The following is a 24021-nucleotide window of genomic DNA, read 5'->3' on the forward strand; positions in this document are numbered from 1 at the left end:
TTCGCGGCTCGAACCGATCCTGTCGATAACGTGCGCTACCGCAGATGAGGGAACCGTTCGATCAGAAGGTGTAGCTTACGCCGGCCTGCACGGTACGTGGCGCACCGGGGTAGACGTAGTTGTTGAAGGCGCCTTCGTCGTATTCCTTGTTGAACAGGTTCTTTAGGTCCAGGTTCAGTCGTACGTGCTCGTTGACCTGATAGAAGCTCAGCAGGTCGACCACGGTGTACTGCTCCATGGTGTAGGTCTGCGGCGCGGTCTGGCCGGCGCGGTCGTCCACGTACTTCACGCCCATGCCCAGGCCCAGCCCTTTGAGGCCACCATCCTGGAACTCATAGGTGTTGAGCAGGCTGAAGCTGTTGCGCGGAATGTTGGCCAGGCGGGTGCCGGTCGGCAGGCTGGTGTCCTTGGTCACTTCGGCATCGACGTAGGCATAGCCACCGATCATCCGCCACTCGGGGGTGAGATTGCCGGCCACGGTGATGTCCAGGCCGCGGCTGCGTACTTTGCCGGCGGCCACCTTGTAGGTGCCGGTGGGGTCCAGCGGGTCGTTGGCCAGGACGTTTTCCTTGACGATGTGGTAGATCGCCGCATCGACGCTCAACTGGCGATCCAACGCCTCCCACTTCACACCCACCTCGTACGACTTGCCTTTTTCCGGGTCGAAGCCCTGGCCTTGCCGGCTGGCACCGCTATTGGGCTTGAACGAGCGGGCGGTGTTGGCGTAGACGGCGAGCGTGTCGGTCAGGTCGTACATCAGACCCAGACGAGGGGTGACGGCGTTATCGGCGGCGGTCCAGTCAGCAGCGCCCGGCAGGTAGTTGTCGTACTGGTGTTCGAATCGCTCGAAACGCACGCCCGCCAGGGCCTTGAGGCGGTCGGTGAGGGCCACCTGGTCCTGGATGAACGCTGCCCAGGTCTTGAGGTTTTCCTTGTCGTCGGTAGTGGTGCGGGTGAGGGCAGGGCGTGGCTGGCCCAAGACTGGATCGAACAGGTCGATCGGGTAGGCCGTGCTGCCTTTGGCCGAGCGCCGGATGATAGATTGATAGTCGTAGTCTTCGTATTCGATGCCGGTCAGCAAGGTATGGGCGTAACCTGCGGTTTCAAAGTGCCCGGTCAGGTTGAGCTGGTAGTCCCGATCGGTCCATTGCAGTTTCCGATAGCTGAAATTGCGCCCGAGGGTACGGCCATCGGCTTGCAGTTCATTGGCTTCCACCGCATTGCCCTTGAGCGTGCCGTCGAGCCACTGCATGCCACCGCCCAGGGTCCAGTCCTCGTTGAGCTGATGCTCGAAGCGCAGCTGGGCCATGTTGTTGTCGTTGTGCAGCAGGTTGTCGGAGCCTTTTTCCCAGACGTTGGTATCGCGCGAAGCTCGGTCGCGCTGATTGGCAAAGCGTGTCAGCCCGCGGTCCAGAGGGTGGTTGTTGCGCATGAAATCGCCTTCGAAGACGATGCGTGTGGTGTCGTTGACCTGCCAGCTGAGCACGGGTGCGACGTCGTAGCGCTCGGTCTGCACGTCGTCGCGGAAGGTCTCGCCGCCTTCGCCGAGTACGTTCAGGCGGTAGGCCAGGCGGCCTTCCTCGTCGAGCGGACCGGTGGCATCGAGGGTGGCGCGGTGCATCCCTTGGTCATCGAACTGGCTGCCCAAGGTGACTTTGGGGTCGGCCAGCGGCTGCTTGCTGACCACGTTGAACGTGCCACCGGGATCGCCACGGCCGTACAGGCTGGTCGCCGGGCCGCGCAGGATCTCCAGACGCTCGACGGTGTTGGCATCCGGCGCGTTGGGGTAGCCGCGGTTGATGGGGAAACCATTGCGGTAGAACTCGCCAGTGGTAAAGCCGCGCACGGTGAAGGTGGTCAGGCCCTGGCCGCCGAAGTTGTTGGCTCGTCCCACACCACCGGCATAGTCCAGCCCATCCTGCAAGCGGGTGGCGGCGGTGTCTTGCAGCACATCGCTGGGTACCACGCTGATCGATTGAGGCGTCTCGTGCAGCGCGGTGTCCGTGCGTGTGGCACTGGCTGAGCGCGTAGCCTTGTAGCCGATCACCGGACCGTCGGCGCGCTCCAGGTCGCTGGTGGCATCGATGTTGACCGCTTGCAACTCAAGAGCAGGCGAGGCCTGCGAGTCGGCCAGGGCAACGGGAGAAATAGCGGGAATCAGGCAGAGAGAAACGAACGTACGACGCATCGACAGCACGATCCTAGGGAGGGCGGGAGCTGCGGATCTTAACTGATAGGTATTATCATTTACAGTGGTATTTGGTGTACCACAGTACCAATTTCGAAGCGTCGTGAGCGGGCACGAAAAAGGGGGCACAGGGCCCCCGGTTTCGTCATCAGTGCGGTGCGCGCGGGATGGTCTTGAGCAGGTCTTCCGGGCTGATGTGTCCGACCACCTGGGCTACGGCGCTGCCCGGGCTTGGCAGGTCGATGATGTGGTCTTTCATCTTGCCGATCACATGCATCTCGCAGGGCTTGCAGTCGAACTTCAGGGTCAGCACTTCATCGCCATGCACCAGCTGCATCGGCGCGACCTTGGTGCGTACGCCGGTGACGCCCTTGGCCTGCTTGGGGCACAGGTTGAAGGAGAAGCGCAGGCAGTGCTTGGTGATCATCACCGGCACCTCGCCGTGCTCTTCGTGCGCCTCGAAGGCGGCATCGATCAGCTTGACCCCATGACGATGATAGAAGTCGCGGGCCTTCTGGTTGTAGACGTTGGCCAAGAACGACAGATGCGCCTCCGGATACACCGGTGGCGGTGTGGTCTCGGCTTTGCGCCCGCCACGGGGGTGGGCCTTGACCCGCGCCTCGGTCAGCGCCTCGATGGCTTCGCGGCGCAGGGCCTTGAGCTGCGAGTTGGGGATGAAGTACGCCTGCGGGGCGTCCAGCTCGATGGCATGGGCGTAGTACTGGGTGGTGCCCAGTTGACCGAGCAAATCATGCAATTGGTCCAAGGCCTGCTGGGGCTTGTTGGCTTCGCCGAACGGGCCGTCCAGGGCGACCTGCACGCTGACGCCTTCTTCGCTGGTGGCGGTCAGCGCCAGGCGCTGTTCGCGCAGCACGGCGTGCCACTCGACGCCCACGCGACGTTCGGCGGAGGTGCGTTGCAGCGCCTGTTGCCAGTTGTGGTCCAGGTTGCGCGAGAGCGGATGGTTCGGGCGCAGCTTGTGCAGGCCTTCGGGCATTTCGTTGGGCTCGACGCGGTAGCGATAGCGCTTCTGGCCGTCCTCTTCGAATTCACCTTTGGGTTCTGCGATGTTGGCACGAAAGCCCACCACCTCACGCTTGACCAGCACGTTGAGGCCGTCGCCGTTGGTCAGCGGCACCTCGGTGACCACGTATAGGTCGCGCTTGCCGACTTTTTCCACCACGCCCACCGGCAAGCCGGTGAAGGTGGGCGAGTCGAAGGCGCCAATGTCGATCTTGCGGTCGGTTACGAAGTAATCGGTGCTGCCGCGGTGGAAGGTTTTGTCCGGATCCGGCACGAAGAAATGCTCGGTGCGACCGCTGGAGGCGCGGGCCAGGTCCGGGCGGTCCTCGAGGATGGCGTCGAGTTCCTTGCGATAGTGGGCGGTGATGTTCTTCACATAGCCCATGTCCTTGTAGCGGCCTTCGATCTTGAACGAACGCACGCCGGCATCGACCAAGTCGCGCAGGTTAGCGGTCTGGTTGTTGTCCTTCATCGATAGCAGGTGCTTCTCGAACGCTACCACGCGGCCCTGGTCATCCTTGAGGGTGTAGGGCAGGCGGCAAGCCTGGGAGCAGTCGCCACGGTTGGCGCTGCGCCCGGTCTGGGCGTGGGAGATGTTGCACTGGCCGGAGAAGGCCACGCACAGGGCGCCATGGATGAAGAACTCGATGGCCGCGTCGGTTTCGCCGGCGATGGCGCGGATCTGCTGCAGGTTCAGCTCGCGTGCCAAGACCAGTTGGGAGAAGCCGGCCTGGTCGAGGAACTTGGCCCGCTCCAGGGTGCGGATGTCGGTCTGGGTGCTGGCGTGCAGCTCGATCGGTGGGATGTCCAGCTCCATCACCCCCAAATCCTGGACGATCAGCGCATCGACGCCTGCATCGTACAGCTGGTGGATCAGCTGGCGGGCAGGTTCGAGCTCGTTGTCATGCAGGATGGTGTTGATGGTGGTGAAGACGCGCGCGTGGTAGCGGTGGGCGAACTCCACCAGCTCGGCGATATCGCTGACTTCGTTGCACGCGTTGTGGCGGGCGCCAAAGCTCGGGCCGCCGATATAGATGGCGTCAGCGCCGTGCAGGATCGCTTCGCGGGCGATGGCCACGTCACGGGCGGGGCTGAGCAGTTCGAGGTGATTCTTTGGGAGGGACATGTCGTTAGGGTCGGGCTGTCACGGTCAAGGCGCGCATTGTACCGGTGAAATGGCCCGGGGGCATCCATCGGCTGTCCGATGGCGTGCCCCGTGTGGTGGGGCGCTGGGCAATCCGCGGGTGCGTCGGTGGTTTCGCGACCGCATTCGCGGGTAAACCCGCTCCCACAGGGCCTGGCGCGACCCGTGTGGGAGGCAGGGCTTTAATGACGCCCAGCTTTGAGGACCGGCTCAGGCCTTGGCTGCCATTGCCGTGACTTCCACCCGCATCCCCTCGACCGCCAGGGCCGCCACGCCAACCGCCGCGCGCACAGGCCAAGGCTTGGCGAAGAAACGCTGGTACACCTCGTTGAACGCCGGGCGATCGGCCATGTCGGTCAGGTAGATGGTCAGGTGCAGTACGCGGTCCATGGAGCTGCCAGCGCGCTCCAGGGCGTCCTTGAGCGCTTGGAGTGTGCATTCGCTCTGCTCGACGATGCCGCCAAGCTCCAGGCTGCCGTCGGCGCGGGTCGGGATCTGGGTGGTGACCAGCAGGCCGCGAAAATTCGCGACGTCGGAGGAAATGGACTCCGGGTCCGGGTCCGGGATGAAGGTGATGTCTGCGTTTGCCATGAGGGTATTTGCCTTGCAACGGAAGGAAACCAGCAAGCCTACGCGAGCGGCCCAAGCAGGTCGAGCGGTGGCTCTGGTCGGCGGTATTTGAAATGCCGGGCATTGCTCGTCAGAATCGCGCGCCGAACCGGCCACTGGCGCCGGTCGATTGATGCGAAAAGGGGCAAGGGTTGAACGAACAGACATTGTCGATGCGCCTGGAGCGCGTGGCCGCCCATGTGCCGGCTGGGGCACGCCTGGCCGATATCGGCTCAGACCACGGCTACCTGCCGGTGGCGCTGATGCTGCGTGGCCGAATCGAAGCCGCCGTGGCCGGCGAGGCGGCGATGACGCCGTTTCGCTCGGCCCAGCGCAAGGTGCGCAAGAACGGCCTGGAGCAGGCGATCACCGTGCGCCTGGCCGACGGTCTGGAAGCCATCGAGCCACAGGATCGCATCGACGCCATCAGCCTGTGTGGCATGGGCGGGGAGAAGATCCGCGAGATCCTCGAGCGGGGCAAGCATCGCCTGAGCGGCAAGGAGCGGTTGATCCTGCAGCCGAACGTGCGTGAAGGCACCCTGCGCGAGTGGTTGATGGAAAACGACTACCGTATCGTTTGCGAGGAGTTGCTTGAGGAAAACGAGTTCACCTACGAGATCATCGTGGCCGAACCGTGTCAGGCGGTAGCGTACTCCCCAGAGGAGTTGTATTTCGGGCCGTTGTTGATGCAGGAGCGCAGCCCTGCGTTTCTGGCCAAATGGGGCCTGAACCTGCAACGCAAGCAGCGGGTCATGGCCCACTTCGCCCGTGCCCGGCAGGCGGTGCCGACACAAAAGGCCCAGGAAGTGGCTCGACAGGTGCGCTGGATCGAGCAGTTGCTGGCGTAATTCCTGTTACAGCTGCGAGCAGTTGCCCATTTCCCGGTAGTCGACCTTGTGGGTCTGGCCCTGGTGATCGATGTAGACCATATGGGCGGTGCCCACCGCGCAATCGGCCGCATTGCTCGCCGGGGTGATGGAAATCACCTTGGCCACATCCAAGGGCATCCCGTATTCATAGGTCTCGCTGGTGGCCGCTACGGGCTGGCTGTTGGCAGGATCGGCGACGGCACCGAACGAAGCCAGAGCGGCGAACAAGGTGAAGAAGGCGATCGAAGGTTTCATGGCGATGTTCTCGTTTGGCGTTGACTCATGATGTGTTTCTTGGGTATCGCCAATAAAGACTCTGATCCGTGATAGATTCCTGCCTCGAATGCACGAATAGGTCACAGGGAAGACACATCATGGACATGCTGCACGCCATGCGAACCTTCGCCCGGGTTGTGGAATGCGGCAGTTTCGCCGCCGCCGCCAACGCCCTGGACATTTCTGCCGCACAGGTGTCGAGGATCGTCGCGGAACTGGAAAACCAGCTGCAGACCCGCCTGCTGCACCGCACCACCCGGCGTCTGCGCATGAGCGAGGCGGGCGAGCGGTTCCTCGAGCGCTCGCGGCAGATCATGCTGCTGACCGAAGAAGCCATGGACGAGGCACGCGGAGCCCACCTCACCCCCCGTGGTCGATTGCGCCTGCATTGCACTCATGGTCTGGGGCTGTTGATGATGCCGCTGGTGGCCCGCTACAACGCCACCTGCCCGGAAGTGGTCATGGAACTCACGTTGTCCCAGCGCAACCCGGACCCGCTGGCGGACGGCCAGGACGTGGTGATCGCCATCGGCCAGGGCCTGCCGGACTCGCAACTGATCGCCATCCCCCTGGGCAGCATCCACAGCATTCTCTGCGCTTCGCCCGATTACCTGGCACGTCATGGCGTGCCTCAGCGCCCGGAAGACCTGCACCAACATGTGTGCTTGCGCACAGTGGACCCGTTGTTCGAGGAGGACTGGTCGTTCGAAGGGGCAGACCCTTGCGTGATCGTGCCCCAGGACACCTTCCTGACCAATGTGGCAGACGCCATGCTCAAGGCGACGGAGCTTGGCATGGGCATCGGCCTGTTGCCGTATTACTCAGCTACCCAGGCCATCGAGCAAGGCCGCCTGTGCCGATTGCTCGCGCCCCATCGGCTGCGTCAGCGGGAGATCTATGCGATCTACCCGTCGCGGCATTACCTGGACGCCAAGGTCCGCACCTGGCTGGATTTTCTCAAGGAGCAGTTGCCGGTGTTGTTCCAGGCCCATGAACAGGTGGTGGACGACCCGCGCTACTGGCGGTGACCCTTGCGGAGCGGCCCTGAGGTGGCCTCTTGGCGGTTGAACCCCCCACACGATCCAGGTCAGCACCTCATGCCATCCTCGGGTTTGGCCCCGCATCTATTCCAGGCCAATCCAACGTCTGCTCAGCGGCTGTCCTGATCCTCGGCGGCACCGCCCGAGGCGCCTGCACCGGTGCCGGTGGCCTCGCCGGTGTTATTGGAGCCTCCGGTAGTGCCGTCGGGCACGTCAGAGCTGGAGTTGGTATCGGTGCTGTCGTTATCGCGAGTGCTATCAGGGTCGTTGACGCTGTTGCCTTGGCTCCCGGTGGTGCCTTGGGAATGCTCACCGGAGGAGTGGTCGGCCTTGGGGTGGGTGTCGGTGCCGTTCATATCGGTGGCGGCCAGGCTGGCAGTGGTGGTCAGGCCCAGGCACAGGGCGAGGAACAGGGGCTGGAAACGAACCATGGCGAATCTCCTGTCGGGATGATTGTCCTGCGTTCGGCCATGGGAGACGGGGCAGGGTGCCCTTCAGGCGACGGATGGTAAGGGGAGAAGGGATAAGTGGGAGCGTCGGCCTGACACTCCCACAGGGCTTGCCCGGTCAGCCCATCAGGATGAGGGTTCTGTGCGCGACGAAGGGGTCTCCCCGTTCGCTGTCTCGCCCATCGGCGGATGCTCCTGGGCCGCATGCATCAGCTCCTCGGTCACCCGCAGCTCGGCGCCGGTGGGCGAAAAGGTGGCCGTCGGCGCGAAGGGCGCGGGATGTTCCGGGGCCGGGCGCTTGCCGCGGCGCCACAGGAAGAAACCCACCATCGCCAGGTTGATCACCGCAAAGGCCCAGAACAGCCCCGTCTCGCCGTAGACGTTCATCACCGGAGAGATCGCCAGCGGGGCCATCGACGAGCCCAGCGAGTTGATCAGCAGCAGGCCTTGGATCATGGGCACCAGCGCATCGGCCGGGGCACGGTCGGCCGCGCTGCTGACCGCCACCGGGTACAAGGCGAATACGCCGCCGCCGAGCAAGAACAGCATCGCTGGCAACCACTGCGACTCAGCCGGCAGCAGAACGATCACCACCGACAGCACGGTGCACATCGCCGCCAGGGCGACCAGCACGCTTTGCCGGTCCTTGCGGTCCGACCAACGCCCAACAGGATATTGCAGCAACATGGCGCCGAGGATCACCCAGGCCATCATGTTGCCCACCTCGCCTACGTCCAGGCCGATGCGTTGCAGGTACAGCGGCAGCAGGGCGTAGATCCCGGCGATGGCCACGCCCGAGCCAAAGCAGCCGACCAAGCCGGTCGGGGCGATGCCCAGGAGCTGGCGCGGTTTGAGCGGTTCGACCTGATCGAGCAGTGGCGAGACCCGCGGCAGAATCACGATCGGCAGCACCGACAGGGTGGCGAGCATGCCGGCGACCATGAACGGTGCGGTCTCGCCCCAGCCGGTGACTTCGCCCAGCGTCGCCTGGGCCAGGACCCCGGCGCCGTAGAAGGCGATCATGTACAGCGCCAGCAGACGGCCACGTATCTTTGGATCGCCGGCCAGCAGCAGCCAGCTCTCGATGACCAGGAACACACCGACCGCAGCCCAGCCGTTGATCAGGCGCAAAGCAAACCACCAGGTGGTGTCGTAGAACAGGCCCTGCAGCAGGATGGTCGCGGCGATCAGCGAGGCGAAGCTGGTGTAGGCACGGATATGACCAATGCGCAGGATCAACCGGTCGTTGAAGATCGCCCCGAGTGTCAGGCCGATGAAGTAGGCCGACGAGACGATGCCGATCATGGTGGCCGATTCGCCGGCCGAGCCCAGGCGCAACGTGGTGAGGGAGGACAGGAAGCCGTTGCCCAGGGCAATGATGAACAGCCCGAGCAGGGGTGCCAGCGCCATGGCCAGCAAACGCGGAGACATAGTTACCTCTAGTTGGAAAACGCCGAAAGTGTGCCTTTTCGGTGGGCGCAAGGGCTGCGCGGGTATGCCTGGCTGTCGGTGCGAGCGAGGTGCGGCTCAACCGTCTGCAATGACGGCATGGCCGGGGGCGAAAAGGAGGCGCGATTCTAAAGCCTGGGCGGTGGCCGGGCCCTGCGACCAGAAGCCGCACCGGACCGGGTATAGGCCAACGCGTTTTCACCGTTCTGGGAGGAAAACCGCATAATGTCGCTTCGACTTCTGGGGGATCCGCTTCATGCTGGCTTCGCTGTTCGCCGTCCTGGCGCCTGTCTTCATCGTTGCCGGCATCGGCTATGGCTGGGCCCGCCGTGGTCTGGACTACCCCACCGAATTCATCGCCCGCATCGTCATGACGGTCGGCACCCCATCACTGGTGCTCTCGACCCTCAGCCGCACGCAACTGGACCCCGCAGCCTTCACCAGCATGGCCGTCGCGTGCGTGCTGTGCATGTTGGGCATGGCGCTGGCCGGGTTTCTCGTCAGCCGCGCTTCGGGCCAGCATTGGCGCGTGCTGATGCCGGCATTCATGTTCCCCAACACCGGCAACATGGGCTTGCCGATCAGCCTGTACGCCTTCGGCGAACATGGCCTGGCGCTGGCGGTGGCGTTCTTTCTGACCTTGTCGATCTTCCAGTTCACCTTAGGCATCGCCATGTCCGGGGCCAGCGCGTCGTTCAAGGCCCTGCTGCGCAACCCGATCGTGATCAGCCTGGCCGGGGCCCTGCCGATCATCTTCCTGGACCTGGAGCTGCCGCGCTGGCTGGCCAACACCGCGGACCTGCTCGGCGGCATGACCATCCCCTTGATGTTGCTCACCTTGGGCGTGTCCCTGGCCAGCATTCGCCTGCATCACGTGGGCAGTGGCCTGTTACTGGGTGGTCTGCGCATCGTGCTGGGGGCGGCAGTGGGGTGGGGCGTGGGTACTGCGCTGGGCCTGGAATCGTTGGAGCGTGCGGTGCTGGTGGTGCAGTCTTCCATGCCGGTGGCGGTGTTCAACTATCTGTTGGCGGTGCGCGCCAGCCGGTCACCCGAACAGGTAGCCAACCTGGTGATGTGCTCGACGGTGCTGTCTTTCGCCTGGTTGCCAGCGGTGTTGGCCTGGTGGCTATAAGCCCCGGCTGCGGCATCCTGTCCTGCCCACAGGCAAAGTGCCATGGCTCATCCATACTCCACTGACCTGCCGCACTCAAGCGCCAGGCTCAGGCGTCTCGGCGCTGCCGGGACAACCAACGGTTTGCGAGGGGAGTAGGCGATGGCCAAGGCTGTGAACAAGAAGCACAAGGACGAGCTGCCGGAGAAACTGGGACGCAAAACCTACGAACAAGAGCTCAAGCGCCTGCATGTGGAACTGGTCAAACTCCAGCAGTGGGTGGTGGCCAAAGGGCTCAAGGTGTGCGTGGTCTTCGAGGGGCGCGACGGCGCCGGCAAGGGCGGGACGATCAAGGCACTCACTGAACGGGTCAGCCCTCGCGTCTTTCGTGTGGTGGCGCTACCGGCGCCGACCGAGCGCGAGAAAACCCAGATCTATGCCCAGCGCTACCTGACCCACTTGCCGGCAGCCGGCGAGGTGGTGATCTTCGACCGCAGTTGGTACAACCGCGCCGGCGTCGAACGGGTGATGGGCTTTTGCACCGAAGAGCAGGCGCACAAGTTTCTCGCCGTGGTGCCGCTGTTCGAGCGGATGATGGTCGACTCGGGGATCATCCTGATCAAGTACTGGCTGGAGGTGAGCGCCGAGGAGCAGACCCGCCGCTTGCAAGATCGCATCAACGATGGCCGCAAGCTGTGGAAGCTCTCGCCCATGGACATCAAGTCCTACACCCGATGGGACGATTACACCCGCGCCCGCGACGATATGTTCGCAGCCTCCGATTCGTCCTGGGCACCGTGGTTCATGGCGCGCTCCGAAGACAAGCGCAAGGCGCGACTGAACATCATCAGCCACTTTCTGCAGCAGATCCCTTACCAGGACCTGAGTGCCAAGCAGAAGATCGCCCTGCCCAAGCGCGGCAAGATCGGCAAGTACAAGGCGGTGCCGTACCCGTTCAAGATGGTCTCCGAGCGATACTGAGGCCAGGCGGGCATGGACACCTCGACACCACCGCCAAAGCCCTTGGCCTATGCGGCGCAGCCGGTCGACCGTGGCTTGCAGCGCTGGATACCGGGCTTGCGTGTGGTACGTCAGTACCCGATGGCATGGCTGTCCAAGGACTTGGTCGCAGGGCTGGTGCTCACCGCCATGCTGGTGCCGGTCGGCATCGCCTACGCGCAGGCGTCCGGCGTACCGGGCATCCACGGCCTGTACGCGACGATCGTGCCCTTGCTGGCCTACGCCCTGTTCGGGCCCAGCCGCATCCTGGTGCTGGGCCCAGACTCGGCGCTGGTGCCGATCATCCTGGCCGTGGTGTTGCCCTTGGCGGCGGGCGACCCGGGGCGGGCGGTCACCCTGGCAGCGGCCATGGCGCTGGTATCGGGGCTGATCTGCATCGGCGCGGGCCTGTTGCGCCTGGGCTTCATCACCGAGCTGCTGTCCAAACCGATCCGTTATGGCTACATGAACGGCATCGCCTTGGCGGTGCTGGTCAGCCAGGCGCCCAAGTTGTTCGGCATCTCTGGGCAGAGCGCCGGGCCGCTGCGCGATAGCCTGCAATTGGTCAACGCCCTGCTGGACGGCAAGGCCAACTGGCATGCCTTCGCCCTGGGGGCGGGTACGCTGGTGATCATTCTGCTGCTCAAGCGCTGGGAGCGCTTGCCGGGCATCCTGATCGCCGTAGTGGCCGCGACTGGGATCTGCGGGCTGATGGGCCTGGAAGCCGCCCACGCGGTTAAGGTGGTCGGGTCATTACCCCAGGGCCTTCCAGGGTTCGCGTTGCCATTGATCGGTTTCAACGACCTGGCCACCGTGGCCATCGGTGGCGCGGCGGTGGCGTTGGTGTCGTTTGCCGACACCAGCGTGCTGTCGCGCACCTACGCCGCCAAGACCCGCGCCCAGGTCGACCCGAACCAGGAAATGGTCGGGCTGGGGCTGGCCAATCTGGCGTCGGGGTTCTTCCAGGGCATTCCCATCAGCAGCAGTTCGTCCCGCACGCCGGTGGCCGAGGCAGCGGGGGCGCGCAGTCAGCTGGCGGGTGTGTTCGGCGCCCTGGGCGTGGCGGCGTTGCTGTTGTTTGCGCCTGATCTGTTGCGCCACCTGCCGCAAAGCGCCCTGGCGGCGGTGGTCATCGCCGCGGCTATCGGGTTGTTCGAGTTCAAGGACCTGGCGCGGATCTACCGCATCCAACGTTGGGAGTTCTGGCTGTCCATCACCTGCTTCGTCGGGGTGGCGGTGTTTGGTGCGGTGCCGGGTATCGGCCTTGCGGTGGTCATCGCGGTGATCGAGTTTCTCTGGGACGGCTGGCGGCCGCACTATGCGGTGCTGGGCCGGGTCGATGGCATCCGCGGCTACCACGATGTGTCCCGCTACCCCGATGCACGCCGGGTGCCGGGCCTGGTGCTGTTTCGCTGGGATGCGCCGCTGTTCTTCGCCAATGCCGAGCTGTTCCAGCGCTGCGTGCTGGAAGCTGTCGCCCGGTCGGACGGCGAGGTGCGGCGGGTGGTGGTCGCGGCGGAACCGGTGACCAGCGTGGACGTTACCTCCGCCGACATGCTCGTGGAACTTGAGCAGACCCTGCGCGAGGCCGGTGTGGAGCTGCATTTTGCCGAGGTCAAGGACCCGGTGAGGGACAAGCTGCTGCGCCTCGAGGTGCTGAGCCACATCGGCAGCGACATCTTCCAGCCCACGGTGGGCGCCGCGGTGGACACTTACTTGCAGGACCACGCTGTGGACTGGACACCTTGAGCAAGCGCATCACTGGCGGGTATCGATGCTCACCACCACTGACATCCCTGGCCGCAGCCGCTTGGCATCCGGCTGGTCGGGATCGACGGTGATGCGCACTGGAATGCGCTGGGCAATCTTCACGAAGTTGCCGGTGGCGTTGTCGGCCTGCAACAGGGCGAACTCGGAGCCTGTGGCCGGCGAGATCTGTTGCACTTGCCCCCGCAGCTCAAGGTGGTCGAGCGCATCGACGGTGAAGGTGGCCGGTTGACCGATGCGCACGTGGGCCATCTGGGTTTCCTTCATGTTGGCGATGACCCACAACGTGTCGGGCACCAGCGCCATCAACTGTGCCCCTGAGTTGACATAGGCGCCCAGGCGCGTACCGATCTGCCCCAGCTGACCGTCGCGCGGCGCGGCCACGCGGGTATTGTCCAGGTCGATGCGGGCCAGCTCCACCGAGGCCTTGGCGTTTGCCACGGCCGCTTCCAGGGCTGCGCGGTTGACGACCACGGTTTCTTTATCCTGCCGGGCGATTTCCAGTGCCGCCTTGGCCTGTTCCAGGTTGGCGACTGCGCCAGCGTGGGTGGCACGGCTCAGGTCCAGTTCCCGGCGAGACACCGAGCCATCGCTGACCAGTGCCTGGTTGCGGCGCAGGTCCGCCTGGGCCTTGTCGGCCTGGGCGGTGGCATCGAGGATGGCGGCCTCGCGCTGGATGATGGCCGCCTCTGCGCTCTTGCGCTGTTGCAGGTTGTTGGCCAGCGCCGCCTGTTGCTGTTGCAGTTGAGCGATGGCTTGAGCCAGACGCTGGGTGTAGATGCGATCATCCAGGCGCACCAGCAAATCGCCGCGTTTGACGAACTGGAAGTCGTGCACCGGCACCTCGACGATATAGCCGGGCAGTTGTGGGCCGATGATCGTCACCTGGCCACGGACCAGGGCGTTCTCGGTGCTTTCGATGGCGCTGCTGAACGGCGGCAGGCGCCAGGCATAGAGCACCAGCAGGATGCCGGCCAGCGCCACGCAGGCGAAGCTGAGTGAGGAAAGCAGGCGCACACGGCGCGTGCGGGTCTGATCGCCCGGCCCGCTGGGCGGGGCGGTGCCCTCCGGGGTTTCGGCGATGGCGGTGGTGGTCGTGGACTGGGTGGGTTGGGTCATCAGGTCGAAGCGCCACTGGAGGTGTCGGGGGAGGCTATCGGCTGCGCCGCGCGGCGCAGCCAGTAGCTGCGAATCAGAATCCAGATCATCGTCGCCACGGCAATGGCGCCGATGAGCATGAATACATCGTTGTAGGCCAGGATATTGGCCTCGCGGGTCGCCGCACTGGCCAACAGACGCGTGCCGACTTCGGTGCGTAAGGCGGGGTCGGCGATCAGGCCGGCGTAACCGGCACCGCCGCCCTGGACCCTGGCATTGACCAGCGGTTCGAGCGCACTCAGGCGTTCGACCAGGTTGCTGGAATGGAATTTCTCCCGCGCGGTCTGGAAGGTGCCGAGCAACGCTGCACCGATCAGCCCGCCGAGGTTGTTGCAGATCCCGAACATCACCGAGAAGCTCACCAGGTTGCGCGGGTTGGCCCGTACGTGACTGATGCCCAGGGCCATGGATGGGCCGAGGAAGAACGTGCTGCCGAAGGCCAGCAGGAACTGGCTCAGGTACATCTGCTCGGGCCGGGTCAGGTTGCTGGAACTCGAATCCATGAAGGCCCCGGTGGCCATCGCCGCCAGCGAGATGAACAGCGGTGTGACCAGGTGCGCTGGGTTGATGGTCAGGGCGCTGGTGGCAAGGCCCGTGGCTGCGCCCAGCAGCATGATCCAGTACAGGCTGCGCATCTGCTCGCTGCTCATGTTCAGGGCCTGCAGAAAGCCCACCGCGCCGGTGGATTGCTCGGACGTGACCATGCGGATCAGCACCACGCACAAGGCCAGTCGCACCACCGCGCCACTGCCCAGCCAGCGCGTCATCAACAACGGGTTGGTGCGGTTGTGCTCGATGGCAAGGCCCGAGCACACCAGGGCGATGGAAGACGCCAGGGCCACGCCGATCCAGGGCGCCTCAAGCCACCAGTCGATGCGCCCGAGCGAAAGCACGGCGCAGAGCAGGGCGGTGCCGCTGGCCATCAGCGAGAAGGTCAGAAAATCCAAAGGTTCGAAGGTCTTGAAGCGATCGCCCGGTGGCAATTTGAGCTGCAGCACGCAACCCAGCGCGGCCAGCGCCAGGCCGAGTTCGAACATGTAGAGGCCCCGCCACTCGGCGATTTGCAACAGGTCTTCGGAAAACACCCGGGCCAGGGGCACCGCCAGTTGCGAGGCGCCAAGGCCCAACACCATGGCCTTGAGTCGCCATTGGGCGGGGAAGGCCTGGATCATGTAGTAAAGACCCAACGAGCTCAGGGCCGCACCGACCATGCCATGGGCGGCGCGCACCGCGATGGCCGAGTTCAGGTCGTTGACGAACAAATGGGCGAAGGTGACCAGGGCGTAGAGCACCAGGAACACTTCGGTGAAGGCACGCAGGCCGAACTGCTGACGAAACTTCACCAGCAGCAGGTTCATCGAGACGTTGGTCATCACGAACGCGGCGGGCAGCCAGGCCATCTCGGCGCTGGTCGCGCCCAGGGCACCTTGTAGGAAGGACAGATTGGCCGTGACCAGGGCATTGCCCAAGCCACCGGTGATCGCCACCAAAAGACCGACCGCGCCATAGGCCAGGCGTTTGCCGGGTGCGTGCAGGGGGGTGGAGGGTGAACCTGGCAGGCTGGGCTTTTCGTGGGGGAGCCACTGGCGCGGCGTGTATTTGTCCATGAGTGATGCAGCCCTTGGTCGCTTGGAAAAACTCTACGCGACTCGCGGTGGGAATGAAAATACCGGTGCCACGCCTGCGATGGGCCGCGCAGCGCCCCCAGGATCCAGGTGACCCACACATTCGGGGTATGTTCCCCTTCGCCGATTGTCGCGATAGTAGGTCCACCGGCTCATCCCGAGCAGTCACACGATGGAGTTGCTATGGGCAAGGCACTGAAGGTGATTGGCAGTCTGTTGCTGACGTGCGCCGCTACCGCCACGCAAGCGGCGCAAGAGGACACCAGCAAGACGCTGCGGTTGTACAACTGGACCGACTATATCGGCGAAACCACCCTGGCCGATTTCGAGAAGGCCACAGGCATCAAGGTGATCTACGACACTTTCGATGGCTATGAGACCGTGCAGACCAAGTTGCTCACCGGCCGCTCTGGCTACGATTTGGTCATGCTCAATGCCTCCCTGGTGCCGCCCTTGATCCAGGCGGGGGTGTTCCAGCCTCTGGACAAGCGTCAATTGCCCAGTTGGCACAACCTCGACGCCAAGGTGGTCGATGAGCTGCAAGGCTACGACCCAGGCTTGAAGTACTCGGCGCCTTACACCTGGGGCAGCTCTGGGGTGACCTATAACGTCGAGAAGATCAAGGCACGCATGCCCGACGCGCCGATCGGCTCGCTGGCCATGCTGTTCGATCCCAAGATCGTCTCGCGCTTCGCCGATTGCGGTGTCACCTTGATGGACGCGCCCAGCGAAGTCATACCGCTGGCCCTGCAATACCTGGGCAAGGACCCGCACAGCGCCGCACCCGCTGACCTGAAGGCCGCCGAGACGCTGCTGATGGGCATCCGCCCCTACATCAAGAAGTTCGATTCGGTGAACTACCTCACCAGTTTGCCCAACGGGGATGTCTGCATGGCCCTGACCTGGTCCGGTGACTACGCCACCGCTCAGGCCCGTGCCGAGGAGGCGAAAAAGAACATCACCTTGGATTTCTTCATTCCCAAGGAAGGCTCGCTGATCTGGTTCGACAACCTCTACCTGCCCAAGGACGCGCCCCACGTGGCCAATGCGCACCGTTTCATCGAGTTCCTGCTGCAGCCGCAGACCATGGCCAAGGTGACCAATTACATTCACTACGCCAACAGCAATGGCGCCGCCACGGCCTTGGTGCAGGCGGACATCCGCGACAACCCGGCCATCTACCCCGACGACGCCACCCGTGGGCGTCTGTTCGCCCAGAAGACCCAAGCCCCTCGGGACATGCGGGCCATCACCCGGGTGTGGAGCACGGTCAAGACCGGCTACTGAGTTCTTTTTCTTCGTATTCTGCCAAGGAGCTGCCCTATGGCCATGCCCAGCAAAGCATTCGCTTCGACACCTGCCCAGGACGCATTGGTTGAGGCCGACAAGGCCCACTACATGCACGGCTATCACATGTTCGACGAGCACCGTGAGCAAGGCGCGTTGAACATCGTGGCCGGGGAGGGCGCCTATATCCGCGACACCGAGGGCAACCGCTTCCTCGATGCCGTGGGCGGCATGTGGTGCACCAACATCGGCCTGGGCCGTGAGGAAATGGCCCTGGCCATCGCCGACCAGGTGCGCAAGCTGGCCTATTCCAACCCGTTCTCCGACATGGCCAACGACGTGGCCATCGCGCTGAGCCAGAAGCTTGCCCAGCTGGCACCCGGCGACCTGAACCATGTGTTTCTCACCACCGGCGGCTCGACCGCGGTCGACACCGCCTACCGGCTGATCCAGTACTACCAGAACTGCCGTGGCAAGCCGAACAAGAAGCACATCATCGCCCGCTACAACGCCTACCACGGCTCCACCACCCTGACCATGTCGATCGGCAACAAGGCCGCCGACCGGGTGCCAGAGTTCGATTACGCACACCCGCTGATTCACCATGTCTCCAACCCCAACCCTTACCGCGCCCCGGATGACATGGACCAGGCCGAGTTTCTCGACTTCCTGGTGGCCGAGTTCGAGGACAAGATCCTCTCGCTGGGCCCGGACAACGTCGCGGCCTTTTTCGCCGAGCCGATCATGGGCTCAGGTGGGGTGATCATCCCGCCCGAAGGCTACTTCCTGCGCATGTGGCAACTGTGCCAGACCTACGACATCCTGTTCGTCGCCGACGAAGTGGTGACCTCCTTCGGGCGCCTGGGCACCTTCTTCGCCAGCGAGGAGCTGTTCGGCGTGCAACCGGACATCATCACCACCGCCAAGGGCCTGACCTCGGCCTACCTGCCGCTGGGGGCATGCATCTTCTCCGAGCGGATCTGGCAGGTGATCGCCGAGCCAGGCAAAGGCCGCTGCTTCACCCACGGCTTCACCTACAGCGGCCACCCGGTGTGCTGTACCGCAGCGTTGAAGAACATCGAGATCATCGAGCGCGAGCGTCTGCTGGACCACGTCAATGACGTGGGTGGCTACCTGGAGCAGCGCTTGGCTAGCCTGCGCGACCTGCCGTTGGTGGGGGATGTACGCTGCCTGAAACTGATGGCCTGTGTCGAGTTCGTGGCCGACAAAGCCAGCAAGGCGCTGTTCGACGACGCGGTGAACATTGGCGAGCGCATCCACCGCAAAGCCCAGGCCAAGGGGCTGCTGGTGCGGCCGATCATGCACCTGAACGTGATGTCGCCACCGCTGGTGATCACCCATGCCCAGGTCGACGAGATCGTCGAGATCCTGCGCCAATGCATACTCGACACCGCCCAGGAGCTGCACAGCGAAGGGCTGTATCACGGCCAATGACCCACCTGAGACAGGCTGTGCGCGAGCATGTCCGGCAGGCTAGACTGCCGGGCATGACCCAGCCTACCCCCGACACGCCCATCACCCTGACCTTCGGCGCCCTGCAGCAGTGGCATGCAGCCTTGCAGCACGCTTTCGCCCACAGCGACACGCCCGATGCCCTGGCCCACCTGGCCGCCGCTATCGGCCAACTGGTTTGCGTGGAGTCGATGATGATCAGCCTGGAATGCCGGGGGCGGGCGCCGCGCTTGCTGTACCAGCAGGGTATTCCCGAATGCCATCGCGATGCGGTGCTCAATCGCTATTTTGCCGCAGGCTACCTGCTCGACCCGTTCTGCCTGGCGGTGGAGAACGGGCTGGCTGAAGGTTTCTATCACCTGCAAGACATCGCGCCGGACAACTTCTTCGACAGCGACTACTACAAGGCCTACTACCTAGGTACCGGCTGCAGCGAAGACAGTTACTTCATCGCCGATATCGCCGAGGACCGCAAAGTCTCGCTGAGCCTGTTCCAAGGCTGCAGCGGCACACGCCTGAGCGCTGCGCAGCTGGACGTGCTGCGGGCGGTGGAGCCGATGGTGCGTGAGCTGCTGGGGCGCTATGCCCGCGCGCATCTGCTGGAAGCCCCGCACGCCGCCGAGCCGGGCGGTTTGCAGGCAGCGTTCGACAGCTTTGGCTGCCAGGTTCTCACCGACCGGGAGCGCGAGGTGGCGCACATGATCCTGCGTGGGCACTCGGTGAAATCCACGGCCATCGAGTTGGGCATCTCGCCGGAAACGGTCCGCATGCACCGCAAGAACCTTTACCTCAAACTCGAGATCAACTCCCAATCGGAGCTGTTCGCCCGCTTCATCGACTGGTTGCGCCGGGGCTGAACCGGCGCAACCCAAGGGAACGGCAGAGGATCAGTTGCGATCCAGCCACACCGTCTGCACGTTGCAGAACTCGCGCACGCCGAAGTGCGACAGTTCGCGGCCGAAACCGCTCTTCTTCACACCGCCAAAGGCTACACGGGGGTCGGAGGCGCAGTAGCCGTTGATGAACACGCCGCCGGTGTCCAGGGCGGCCGTCATGCGCTCGGCCAAGGCGAGGTCGGCGGTGTAGATGGTCGAGGCCAGGCCGAACTCGCTGTCGTTGGCCAGTTCTACCGCATGCTCGGCATCCTTGGCGGTGATGATCGCCGCGACAGGGCCGAACAGCTCCTGCTTGAAGGCGGTCATCTCGGGGGTAACGTCGCCGAACACAGTGGGTGCATAGTAGTTGCCCACGCCTTCGATCTTGTTGCCGCCGAGCAGCAAAGTGGCGCCTTCGGCCAGGGTCGCCTGGACTTGGCCGTCGAGTTCGTCGCGCAAGTCGAAGCGGGCCATGGGGCCGATGTAGGTGTCGTCGTCCTGTGGGTTGCCGATCTTCAGCTGCCGGGTGGCCTCGACGAACTTGCGGGTGAATGCCTCGACGACGCCTTGTTCGACGATCATACGCTTGGCGGCAGCGCAGACCTGGCCTGTGTTCTGGTAACGGCCGATCACGGCCGCCTTGACCGCCGCATCCAGGTCGGCGTCGGCCAGGACGATGAACGGGTCCGATCCGCCCAGTTCCAGCACGCATTTTTTCAGCGCCGCACCTGCCTGGGCACCGATGGCCATACCGGCACGTACGCTGCCGGTGAGGGTGACGGCGGCGATGCGCGGGTCATTGATGGCTCGGGTGACGCCTTCTGGGGTCACGTTGACCACTTCGAACACGCCCTCGGGTAGCCCGGCCTGCTTGAAGGCGTCGAGCAGCAGGTAGGCACTGCCCATCACGTTCGGCGCGTGCTTGAGGACATAGGTATTGCCGGCCAGCAACGCAGGCACCGCGCCGCGCAGGACCTGCCAGATCGGGAAGTTCCACGGCATCACCGCCAGAATTGGGCCCATCGGACGGTATTCGATGCGGGCTTTTTCGATCTGGGTGGGTTCTGGCGCGAGCATGGCCGGACCGTGTTCGGCGTACCACTGGCACAGGCCGATGCACTTGGTGACTTCGCCGCGGGCTTGGGTGATCGGCTTACCGATCTCGCGGGTGATCATGTGAGCGAAGGCTTCATGATTGGCTTGCAGGGCATCTGCCAAGGCGAGCAGGTACTCGCTGCGCTGACCCAGCGACACCTGGCGCCACTGGCCAAAGCCTTTCTTGGCGCGTTGCAGCGCCGCTTCCAGTGCGGCGTCGGTGTCGAAGGGGTAATGGCCGATCCGCTCACCGCTATGCGGGTCGACGGAAATGGCATGGGTCAGGCTGCTGATCTCGCTCATGGCGGGCTCCTCGTTGTTGTATCCGACTGGCGCCCAGACTAGTGGTGTGTGGTTTTAATGAAAACTGAATAATAATGAGCGAAACATTCACGAATGGAGAAAGACCGTGGACCTGGTGCAACTGGAAATCTTCAAGGCCGTGGCCGAGCACGGCAGCATCAGCGCTGCGGCGCAGCAGATCCATCGCGTCCCCTCGAACCTGACCACGCGCATCAAGCAGCTGGAGGAGGACCTGGGCGTGGAGCTGTTCATCCGTGAGAAAAGCCGGTTGCGGCTGTCGCCGGCGGGCTGGAACTTTCTCGAATACACGCGGCGCATCCTCGACCTGGTACATGAGGCGCGCCTGACCGTAGCTGGCGAGGACCCTCAGGGCACCTTTGCCCTCGGGTCGCTGGAGAGCACCGCGGCGGTGCGCATTCCAGGGCTGCTGGCGGCCTATAACCAACGCTTTCCCAAGGTCGATCTGGACCTGTCAACCGGCCCGTCGGGCACCATGCTCGAAGGTGTGCTGTCCGGGCGCCTGGTGGCGGCGTTCGTCGACGGCCCGGTGCTGCACCCGACCTTGGAAGGCATGCCGGTGTTCGATGAGGAAATGGTCATCATCGCGCCGCTCAACCATGCCCCGGTGGGCCGGGCCCGGGATGTGAACGGCGAGAGCATCTATGCCTTCCGGGCCAATTGCTCCTATCGGCATCACTTCGAGAATTGGTTCGTCCAGGACCAGGCGGTGCCGGGCAAGATCCATGAGATGGAGTCCTACCATGGCATGCTGGCCTGCGTCAGCGCCGGGGCCGGCCTGGCCCTGATGCCGCGCAGCATGCTCGACAGCATGCCGGGATGCAGCACGGTGAGCGTCTGGCCGTTGTCCGAGGATTTTCGCTACCTCAAGACTTGGCTGGTGTGGCGCCGAGGAACGGTCTCGCGCAGCCTGAGCATGTTCGTCAAGCTGCTGGAGGAGCGGCGCGCGGCCTGACCGACGGCTGTCCTCTGCTCGAACACCCCTGGCCCTAAGGCGTCGAACATTGTGTAGACCATCCCTCGCAGGGAGGAATGCACCATGCGCAAACATCATTACGGGCTATGCGCCGCCTTGCTGGTGGCCATGGCCTTGCCTTGGACCCTTGCGGCCGCTGCCGACCTGAATGCGCCAATCGATCCGCAAGCGGTGCAACTGCAACCGCAAGAGCAAAACGGCGTGCGCTACCTGCAAGGCGGGATCGGCCAGGATGAAGCCAATGCCTTGCGTCGCACCCCTGGCTATGACCTGCATGTCACCTTGTCTGTGGGCCCGGAGGGCAAGTTCCAGAGCGGCGCAACGGTGGATATACAGAACGCCCAAGGCCAGCAGGTCCTGGCGTTGCAGGACGTCGGCCCGCTGTTGTTCGTGCAACTGCCGCCAGGGCAATACCGGGTCACCGGCAATGCCGACGGCCAAACCGTGCAGCAGCAGGTGAGCGTGAGCGGCAAATCCCCCGCCAATGTGAATTTGCACTGGCGGTAAAACGTCCCTGAATATCAAGGAGTACATCTGTACTCCTGTCGGATCCAGACCACAGGCCTGATCGTGGCTTCCTGCAGGAGGTACCGATCGGGCCTATATTTTTTTGAACGATCTTGATTCCGCGTCCTTCTGATATTTCAGCAGAGCGCCTGCCGGAGCATGGCCATGAACCTGGAAACTCAGTTGAAATCGCTGGATGAATACGGCTACGTGCTGATTCCGGGCGTCCTGGAGCCATTGCGCATTGCCTTGCTGCGCTGTGCCATCGACGACCTGCAGCCACTTCACTGGGACTACCAAGGCCTGTTGGAACACTACAAATGTGTGTTCAACCGCAATCCGCTGTGGTTGTCGTTTCTGGATCTTCCGCCCTTGATCGATCTGGCCGAGGCCGTCCTGGGACAGGATTGTCATGTGATTGGCCAGACCGCCTGGCGCAGTCATCCCGGTTACCCCGGCATGGAGCTGCACCTGGATTACCTGCCCATCGAGTTGCCGGACTGGATCCGCGCTCGGAAGGACTACAGCCAGCCAGTCCAGATTCTCACCGCCCAGTTGTACTTGTGCGATATCGATGAGTCCGTTGGCCCGACCCGGGTCGTACCGGGCAGCCATTTCGCCGGTCGCTCGCCCCAGGAGGGCGAGGACAGCTGGCAGGGGCAAGGTGCCAGGGATGTGCTGTGTCACGCCGGCGACGCGTTGGTGTTTCGCAGTGACCTGTGGCATGGCGGGGGTGCCAACCATAGCGCCGCAATGCGCGACATGCTGCAAGTGCACTACGGCCGGCGCATGGTTGCGCAGAAGTTCTCTCCCTACTTGGCCTGGCACTTCAACTCTGAAGTGCTGGAAGAAGCGACGCCCAGGCAGAGGCGCTTATTGGGGGAACACGAGGAGTCGGTGTATGACTGAGCGGGGGGCGACAGCATTAGCGAGAGGGAAAGTCGTCAGCATGTTTAAAGTATTTCTGAGCGACCTTCGGACGCTGGGATATTAGATTCCGTGCGACATGCTCAATTGTTTACAAATATGCAACAGAGTGTTTTATCAACAAGCGGCAAATAGCCTTTCAACTTTTTGTTGGGTTGGCCGATAATCCAAAAAGTATTGCGTCTTGTAACTTGGTTGGATGCACCCGGTTCAGGGCACTAAGAAGGAGGGGCATAAGCCCCCAATCTGGAATCAAGCTGGCAGGCATTGCGCTGGCTTGTCCGTGAAGACCATCAGGAGATTCATAGATGAAAACCCGTCTCGCCGCTTCGCTGGCTGCCGCCGTCCTGGCTTTCGCCGGCGCCAACATGGCCCAGGCCGCACAAGTGTCTGGTGCCGTTGGCGCCACCGGCCAAGGCGATATGACCTACCGTATCGGCCTTTCCTTCGACTGGGACAAGAAGTGGTTCGAAAGCAACACTGGCCACCTGACCGGTTACTGGGATGCGGCCTACACCTATTGGGAAGGCGGCGAGGCCAGCGGCGCACACTCGCTGTCGTTCAGCCCGGTGTTCGTCTATGAGTTCAGCGGCTTTACCTACACCCCCTTCATCGAAGCCGGTATAGGTCTTGCGGCATTTTCCAAGACCGATGTGGGCGATCAGCGCCTGGGCTCTTCGGTCAACTTCGAAGACCGCATCGGCTTTGGCCTGAAGTTGCCGGCCGAACAGAAGATCGGTGTACGCGCAATGCACTATTCCAACGCCGGTCTCAAGCAGCCGAACGACGGCATCGAGTCCTACTCGCTGTACTACAGCAAGGGCTTCTGATACCCGTTGAGTGAGAGTGCGGC

21 protein-coding genes are annotated in these 24021 nt (G+C 63.6%); 12 read left to right on the forward strand and 9 right to left on the reverse strand.

The features are described 5' to 3' along the window. Positions 1-61 precede the first annotated feature (61 nt). The 3 genes from BLS27_RS01750 to BLS27_RS01760 all read right to left on the reverse strand — a co-directional run bounded on the left by BLS27_RS01750 (position 62) and on the right by BLS27_RS01760 (position 4946). Positions 62-2188: a TonB-dependent siderophore receptor gene (locus BLS27_RS01750; RefSeq protein WP_090342679.1), complete on the reverse strand. Its 2127-nt coding sequence runs from the start codon at positions 2186-2188 to the stop codon at positions 62-64. Positions 2189-2336: 148 nt separating this feature from the next. Next, complete coding sequence (locus tag BLS27_RS01755) at positions 2337-4337, reverse strand: peptidase U32 family protein (RefSeq protein WP_090342683.1); 2001 nt, start codon at positions 4335-4337, stop codon at positions 2337-2339. Positions 4338-4565: 228 nt separating this feature from the next. Beyond that, positions 4566-4946 carry a RidA family protein gene (locus BLS27_RS01760; RefSeq protein WP_090342686.1) on the reverse strand — a complete coding sequence of 127 codons (381 nt, stop codon included), beginning with the start codon at positions 4944-4946 and terminating at the stop codon, positions 4566-4568. Between the two features lie 170 nt (positions 4947-5116). Between BLS27_RS01760 and BLS27_RS01765 the strand changes: the two genes are divergently transcribed. Next, positions 5117-5812, forward strand: coding sequence for a tRNA (adenine(22)-N(1))-methyltransferase (locus tag BLS27_RS01765; RefSeq protein WP_232092021.1), 696 nt, complete (start codon positions 5117-5119; stop codon positions 5810-5812). A 6-nt stretch (positions 5813-5818) separates the two neighbouring features. Here BLS27_RS01765 and BLS27_RS01770 read toward each other — a convergent pair whose 3' ends face one another. Beyond that, positions 5819-6088, reverse strand: coding sequence for a DUF2790 domain-containing protein (locus tag BLS27_RS01770; protein WP_043213319.1), 270 nt, complete (start codon positions 6086-6088; stop codon positions 5819-5821). Positions 6089-6207: 119 nt separating this feature from the next. Here BLS27_RS01770 and BLS27_RS01775 point away from each other — a divergent pair, with 119 nt between their 5' ends. Beyond that, positions 6208-7137: a LysR family transcriptional regulator gene (locus tag BLS27_RS01775; protein WP_043213317.1), complete on the forward strand. Its 930-nt coding sequence runs from the start codon at positions 6208-6210 to the stop codon at positions 7135-7137. Between the two features lie 122 nt (positions 7138-7259). Here the strand turns inward: BLS27_RS01775 and BLS27_RS01780 are convergent, their stop codons facing one another. Further along, positions 7260-7580 carry a hypothetical protein gene (locus tag BLS27_RS01780; RefSeq protein WP_070573800.1) on the reverse strand — a complete coding sequence of 107 codons (321 nt, stop codon included), beginning with the start codon at positions 7578-7580 and terminating at the stop codon, positions 7260-7262. Positions 7581-7724: 144 nt separating this feature from the next. Continuing rightward, positions 7725-9029 carry an MFS transporter gene (locus tag BLS27_RS01785; RefSeq protein ID WP_043210748.1) on the reverse strand — a complete coding sequence of 435 codons (1305 nt, stop codon included), beginning with the start codon at positions 9027-9029 and terminating at the stop codon, positions 7725-7727. 274 nt (positions 9030-9303) lie between these two features. Between BLS27_RS01785 and BLS27_RS01790 the strand changes: the two genes are divergently transcribed. The 3 genes from BLS27_RS01790 to BLS27_RS01800 all read left to right on the forward strand — a co-directional run bounded on the left by BLS27_RS01790 (position 9304) and on the right by BLS27_RS01800 (position 12906). After that, the gene (locus tag BLS27_RS01790) at positions 9304-10179 is read left to right on the forward strand and encodes an AEC family transporter (protein WP_090342692.1); all 876 of its coding nucleotides are present in this window, start codon (positions 9304-9306) and stop codon (positions 10177-10179) included. Positions 10180-10320: 141 nt separating this feature from the next. Then, the gene (ppk2, locus tag BLS27_RS01795; protein ID WP_070573793.1) at positions 10321-11139 is read left to right on the forward strand and encodes a polyphosphate kinase 2; all 819 of its coding nucleotides are present in this window, start codon (positions 10321-10323) and stop codon (positions 11137-11139) included. Between the two features lie 12 nt (positions 11140-11151). Further along, on the forward strand, positions 11152-12906 hold the full coding sequence (locus tag BLS27_RS01800; RefSeq protein WP_090342695.1) for a SulP family inorganic anion transporter: 1755 nt from the start codon (positions 11152-11154) through the stop codon (positions 12904-12906). 9 nt (positions 12907-12915) lie between these two features. On the opposite strand, the gene BLS27_RS01805 is transcribed toward BLS27_RS01800, so the two are convergent. Together BLS27_RS01805 and BLS27_RS01810 are read right to left on the reverse strand one after the other, a co-directional pair. Then, positions 12916-14043 carry an HlyD family secretion protein gene (locus BLS27_RS01805; protein WP_090342697.1) on the reverse strand — a complete coding sequence of 376 codons (1128 nt, stop codon included), beginning with the start codon at positions 14041-14043 and terminating at the stop codon, positions 12916-12918. Then, positions 14043-15689 (reverse strand): MFS transporter, encoded by a 1647-nt coding sequence (locus tag BLS27_RS01810; RefSeq protein ID WP_070573788.1) that lies wholly within the window; start codon positions 15687-15689, stop codon positions 14043-14045. Before BLS27_RS01810 ends, BLS27_RS01805 begins: the two co-directional genes overlap by 1 nt. Positions 15690-15890: 201 nt before the next feature. On the opposite strand from BLS27_RS01810, the gene BLS27_RS01815 reads away from it, so the two are divergent. Genes BLS27_RS01815 through BLS27_RS01825 form a run of 3 tightly spaced genes read left to right on the forward strand, consistent with a single transcriptional unit; the run spans position 15891 to position 19324 of the window. Continuing rightward, complete coding sequence (locus BLS27_RS01815) at positions 15891-16994, forward strand: polyamine ABC transporter substrate-binding protein (RefSeq protein WP_043210762.1); 1104 nt, start codon at positions 15891-15893, stop codon at positions 16992-16994. Between the two features lie 36 nt (positions 16995-17030). Next, positions 17031-18449 carry an aminotransferase gene (locus tag BLS27_RS01820; RefSeq protein WP_090342699.1) on the forward strand — a complete coding sequence of 473 codons (1419 nt, stop codon included), beginning with the start codon at positions 17031-17033 and terminating at the stop codon, positions 18447-18449. 53 nt (positions 18450-18502) lie between these two features. After that, on the forward strand, positions 18503-19324 hold the full coding sequence (locus tag BLS27_RS01825) for a helix-turn-helix transcriptional regulator (RefSeq protein WP_090342702.1): 822 nt from the start codon (positions 18503-18505) through the stop codon (positions 19322-19324). A gap of 30 nt (positions 19325-19354) precedes the next feature. Here the strand turns inward: BLS27_RS01825 and BLS27_RS01830 are convergent, their stop codons facing one another. Continuing rightward, positions 19355-20740 carry an aldehyde dehydrogenase family protein gene (locus BLS27_RS01830; protein ID WP_043210770.1) on the reverse strand — a complete coding sequence of 462 codons (1386 nt, stop codon included), beginning with the start codon at positions 20738-20740 and terminating at the stop codon, positions 19355-19357. Positions 20741-20846: 106 nt separating this feature from the next. On the opposite strand from BLS27_RS01830, the gene ptrR reads away from it, so the two are divergent. The 4 genes from ptrR to BLS27_RS01850 all read left to right on the forward strand — a co-directional run bounded on the left by ptrR (position 20847) and on the right by BLS27_RS01850 (position 23998). Continuing rightward, on the forward strand, positions 20847-21713 hold the full coding sequence (gene ptrR / locus BLS27_RS01835) for a putrescine utilization regulator PtrR (RefSeq protein WP_090342704.1): 867 nt from the start codon (positions 20847-20849) through the stop codon (positions 21711-21713). 84 nt (positions 21714-21797) lie between these two features. Next, a complete protein-coding gene (locus BLS27_RS01840; protein ID WP_090342707.1) occupies positions 21798-22241 on the forward strand; it encodes a flagellar hook assembly protein FlgD in 444 nt (147 codons plus the stop codon). A 165-nt stretch (positions 22242-22406) separates the two neighbouring features. Continuing rightward, the gene (locus BLS27_RS01845; RefSeq protein ID WP_090342710.1) at positions 22407-23150 is read left to right on the forward strand and encodes a phytanoyl-CoA dioxygenase family protein; all 744 of its coding nucleotides are present in this window, start codon (positions 22407-22409) and stop codon (positions 23148-23150) included. A 386-nt stretch (positions 23151-23536) separates the two neighbouring features. Next, a complete protein-coding gene (locus tag BLS27_RS01850) occupies positions 23537-23998 on the forward strand; it encodes an acyloxyacyl hydrolase (RefSeq protein ID WP_371906675.1) in 462 nt (153 codons plus the stop codon). Positions 23999-24021 lie beyond the last annotated feature (23 nt).

Source organism: Pseudomonas guariconensis (assembly GCF_900102675.1).
Taxonomy (GTDB): domain Bacteria; phylum Pseudomonadota; class Gammaproteobacteria; order Pseudomonadales; family Pseudomonadaceae; genus Aquipseudomonas; species Aquipseudomonas guariconensis.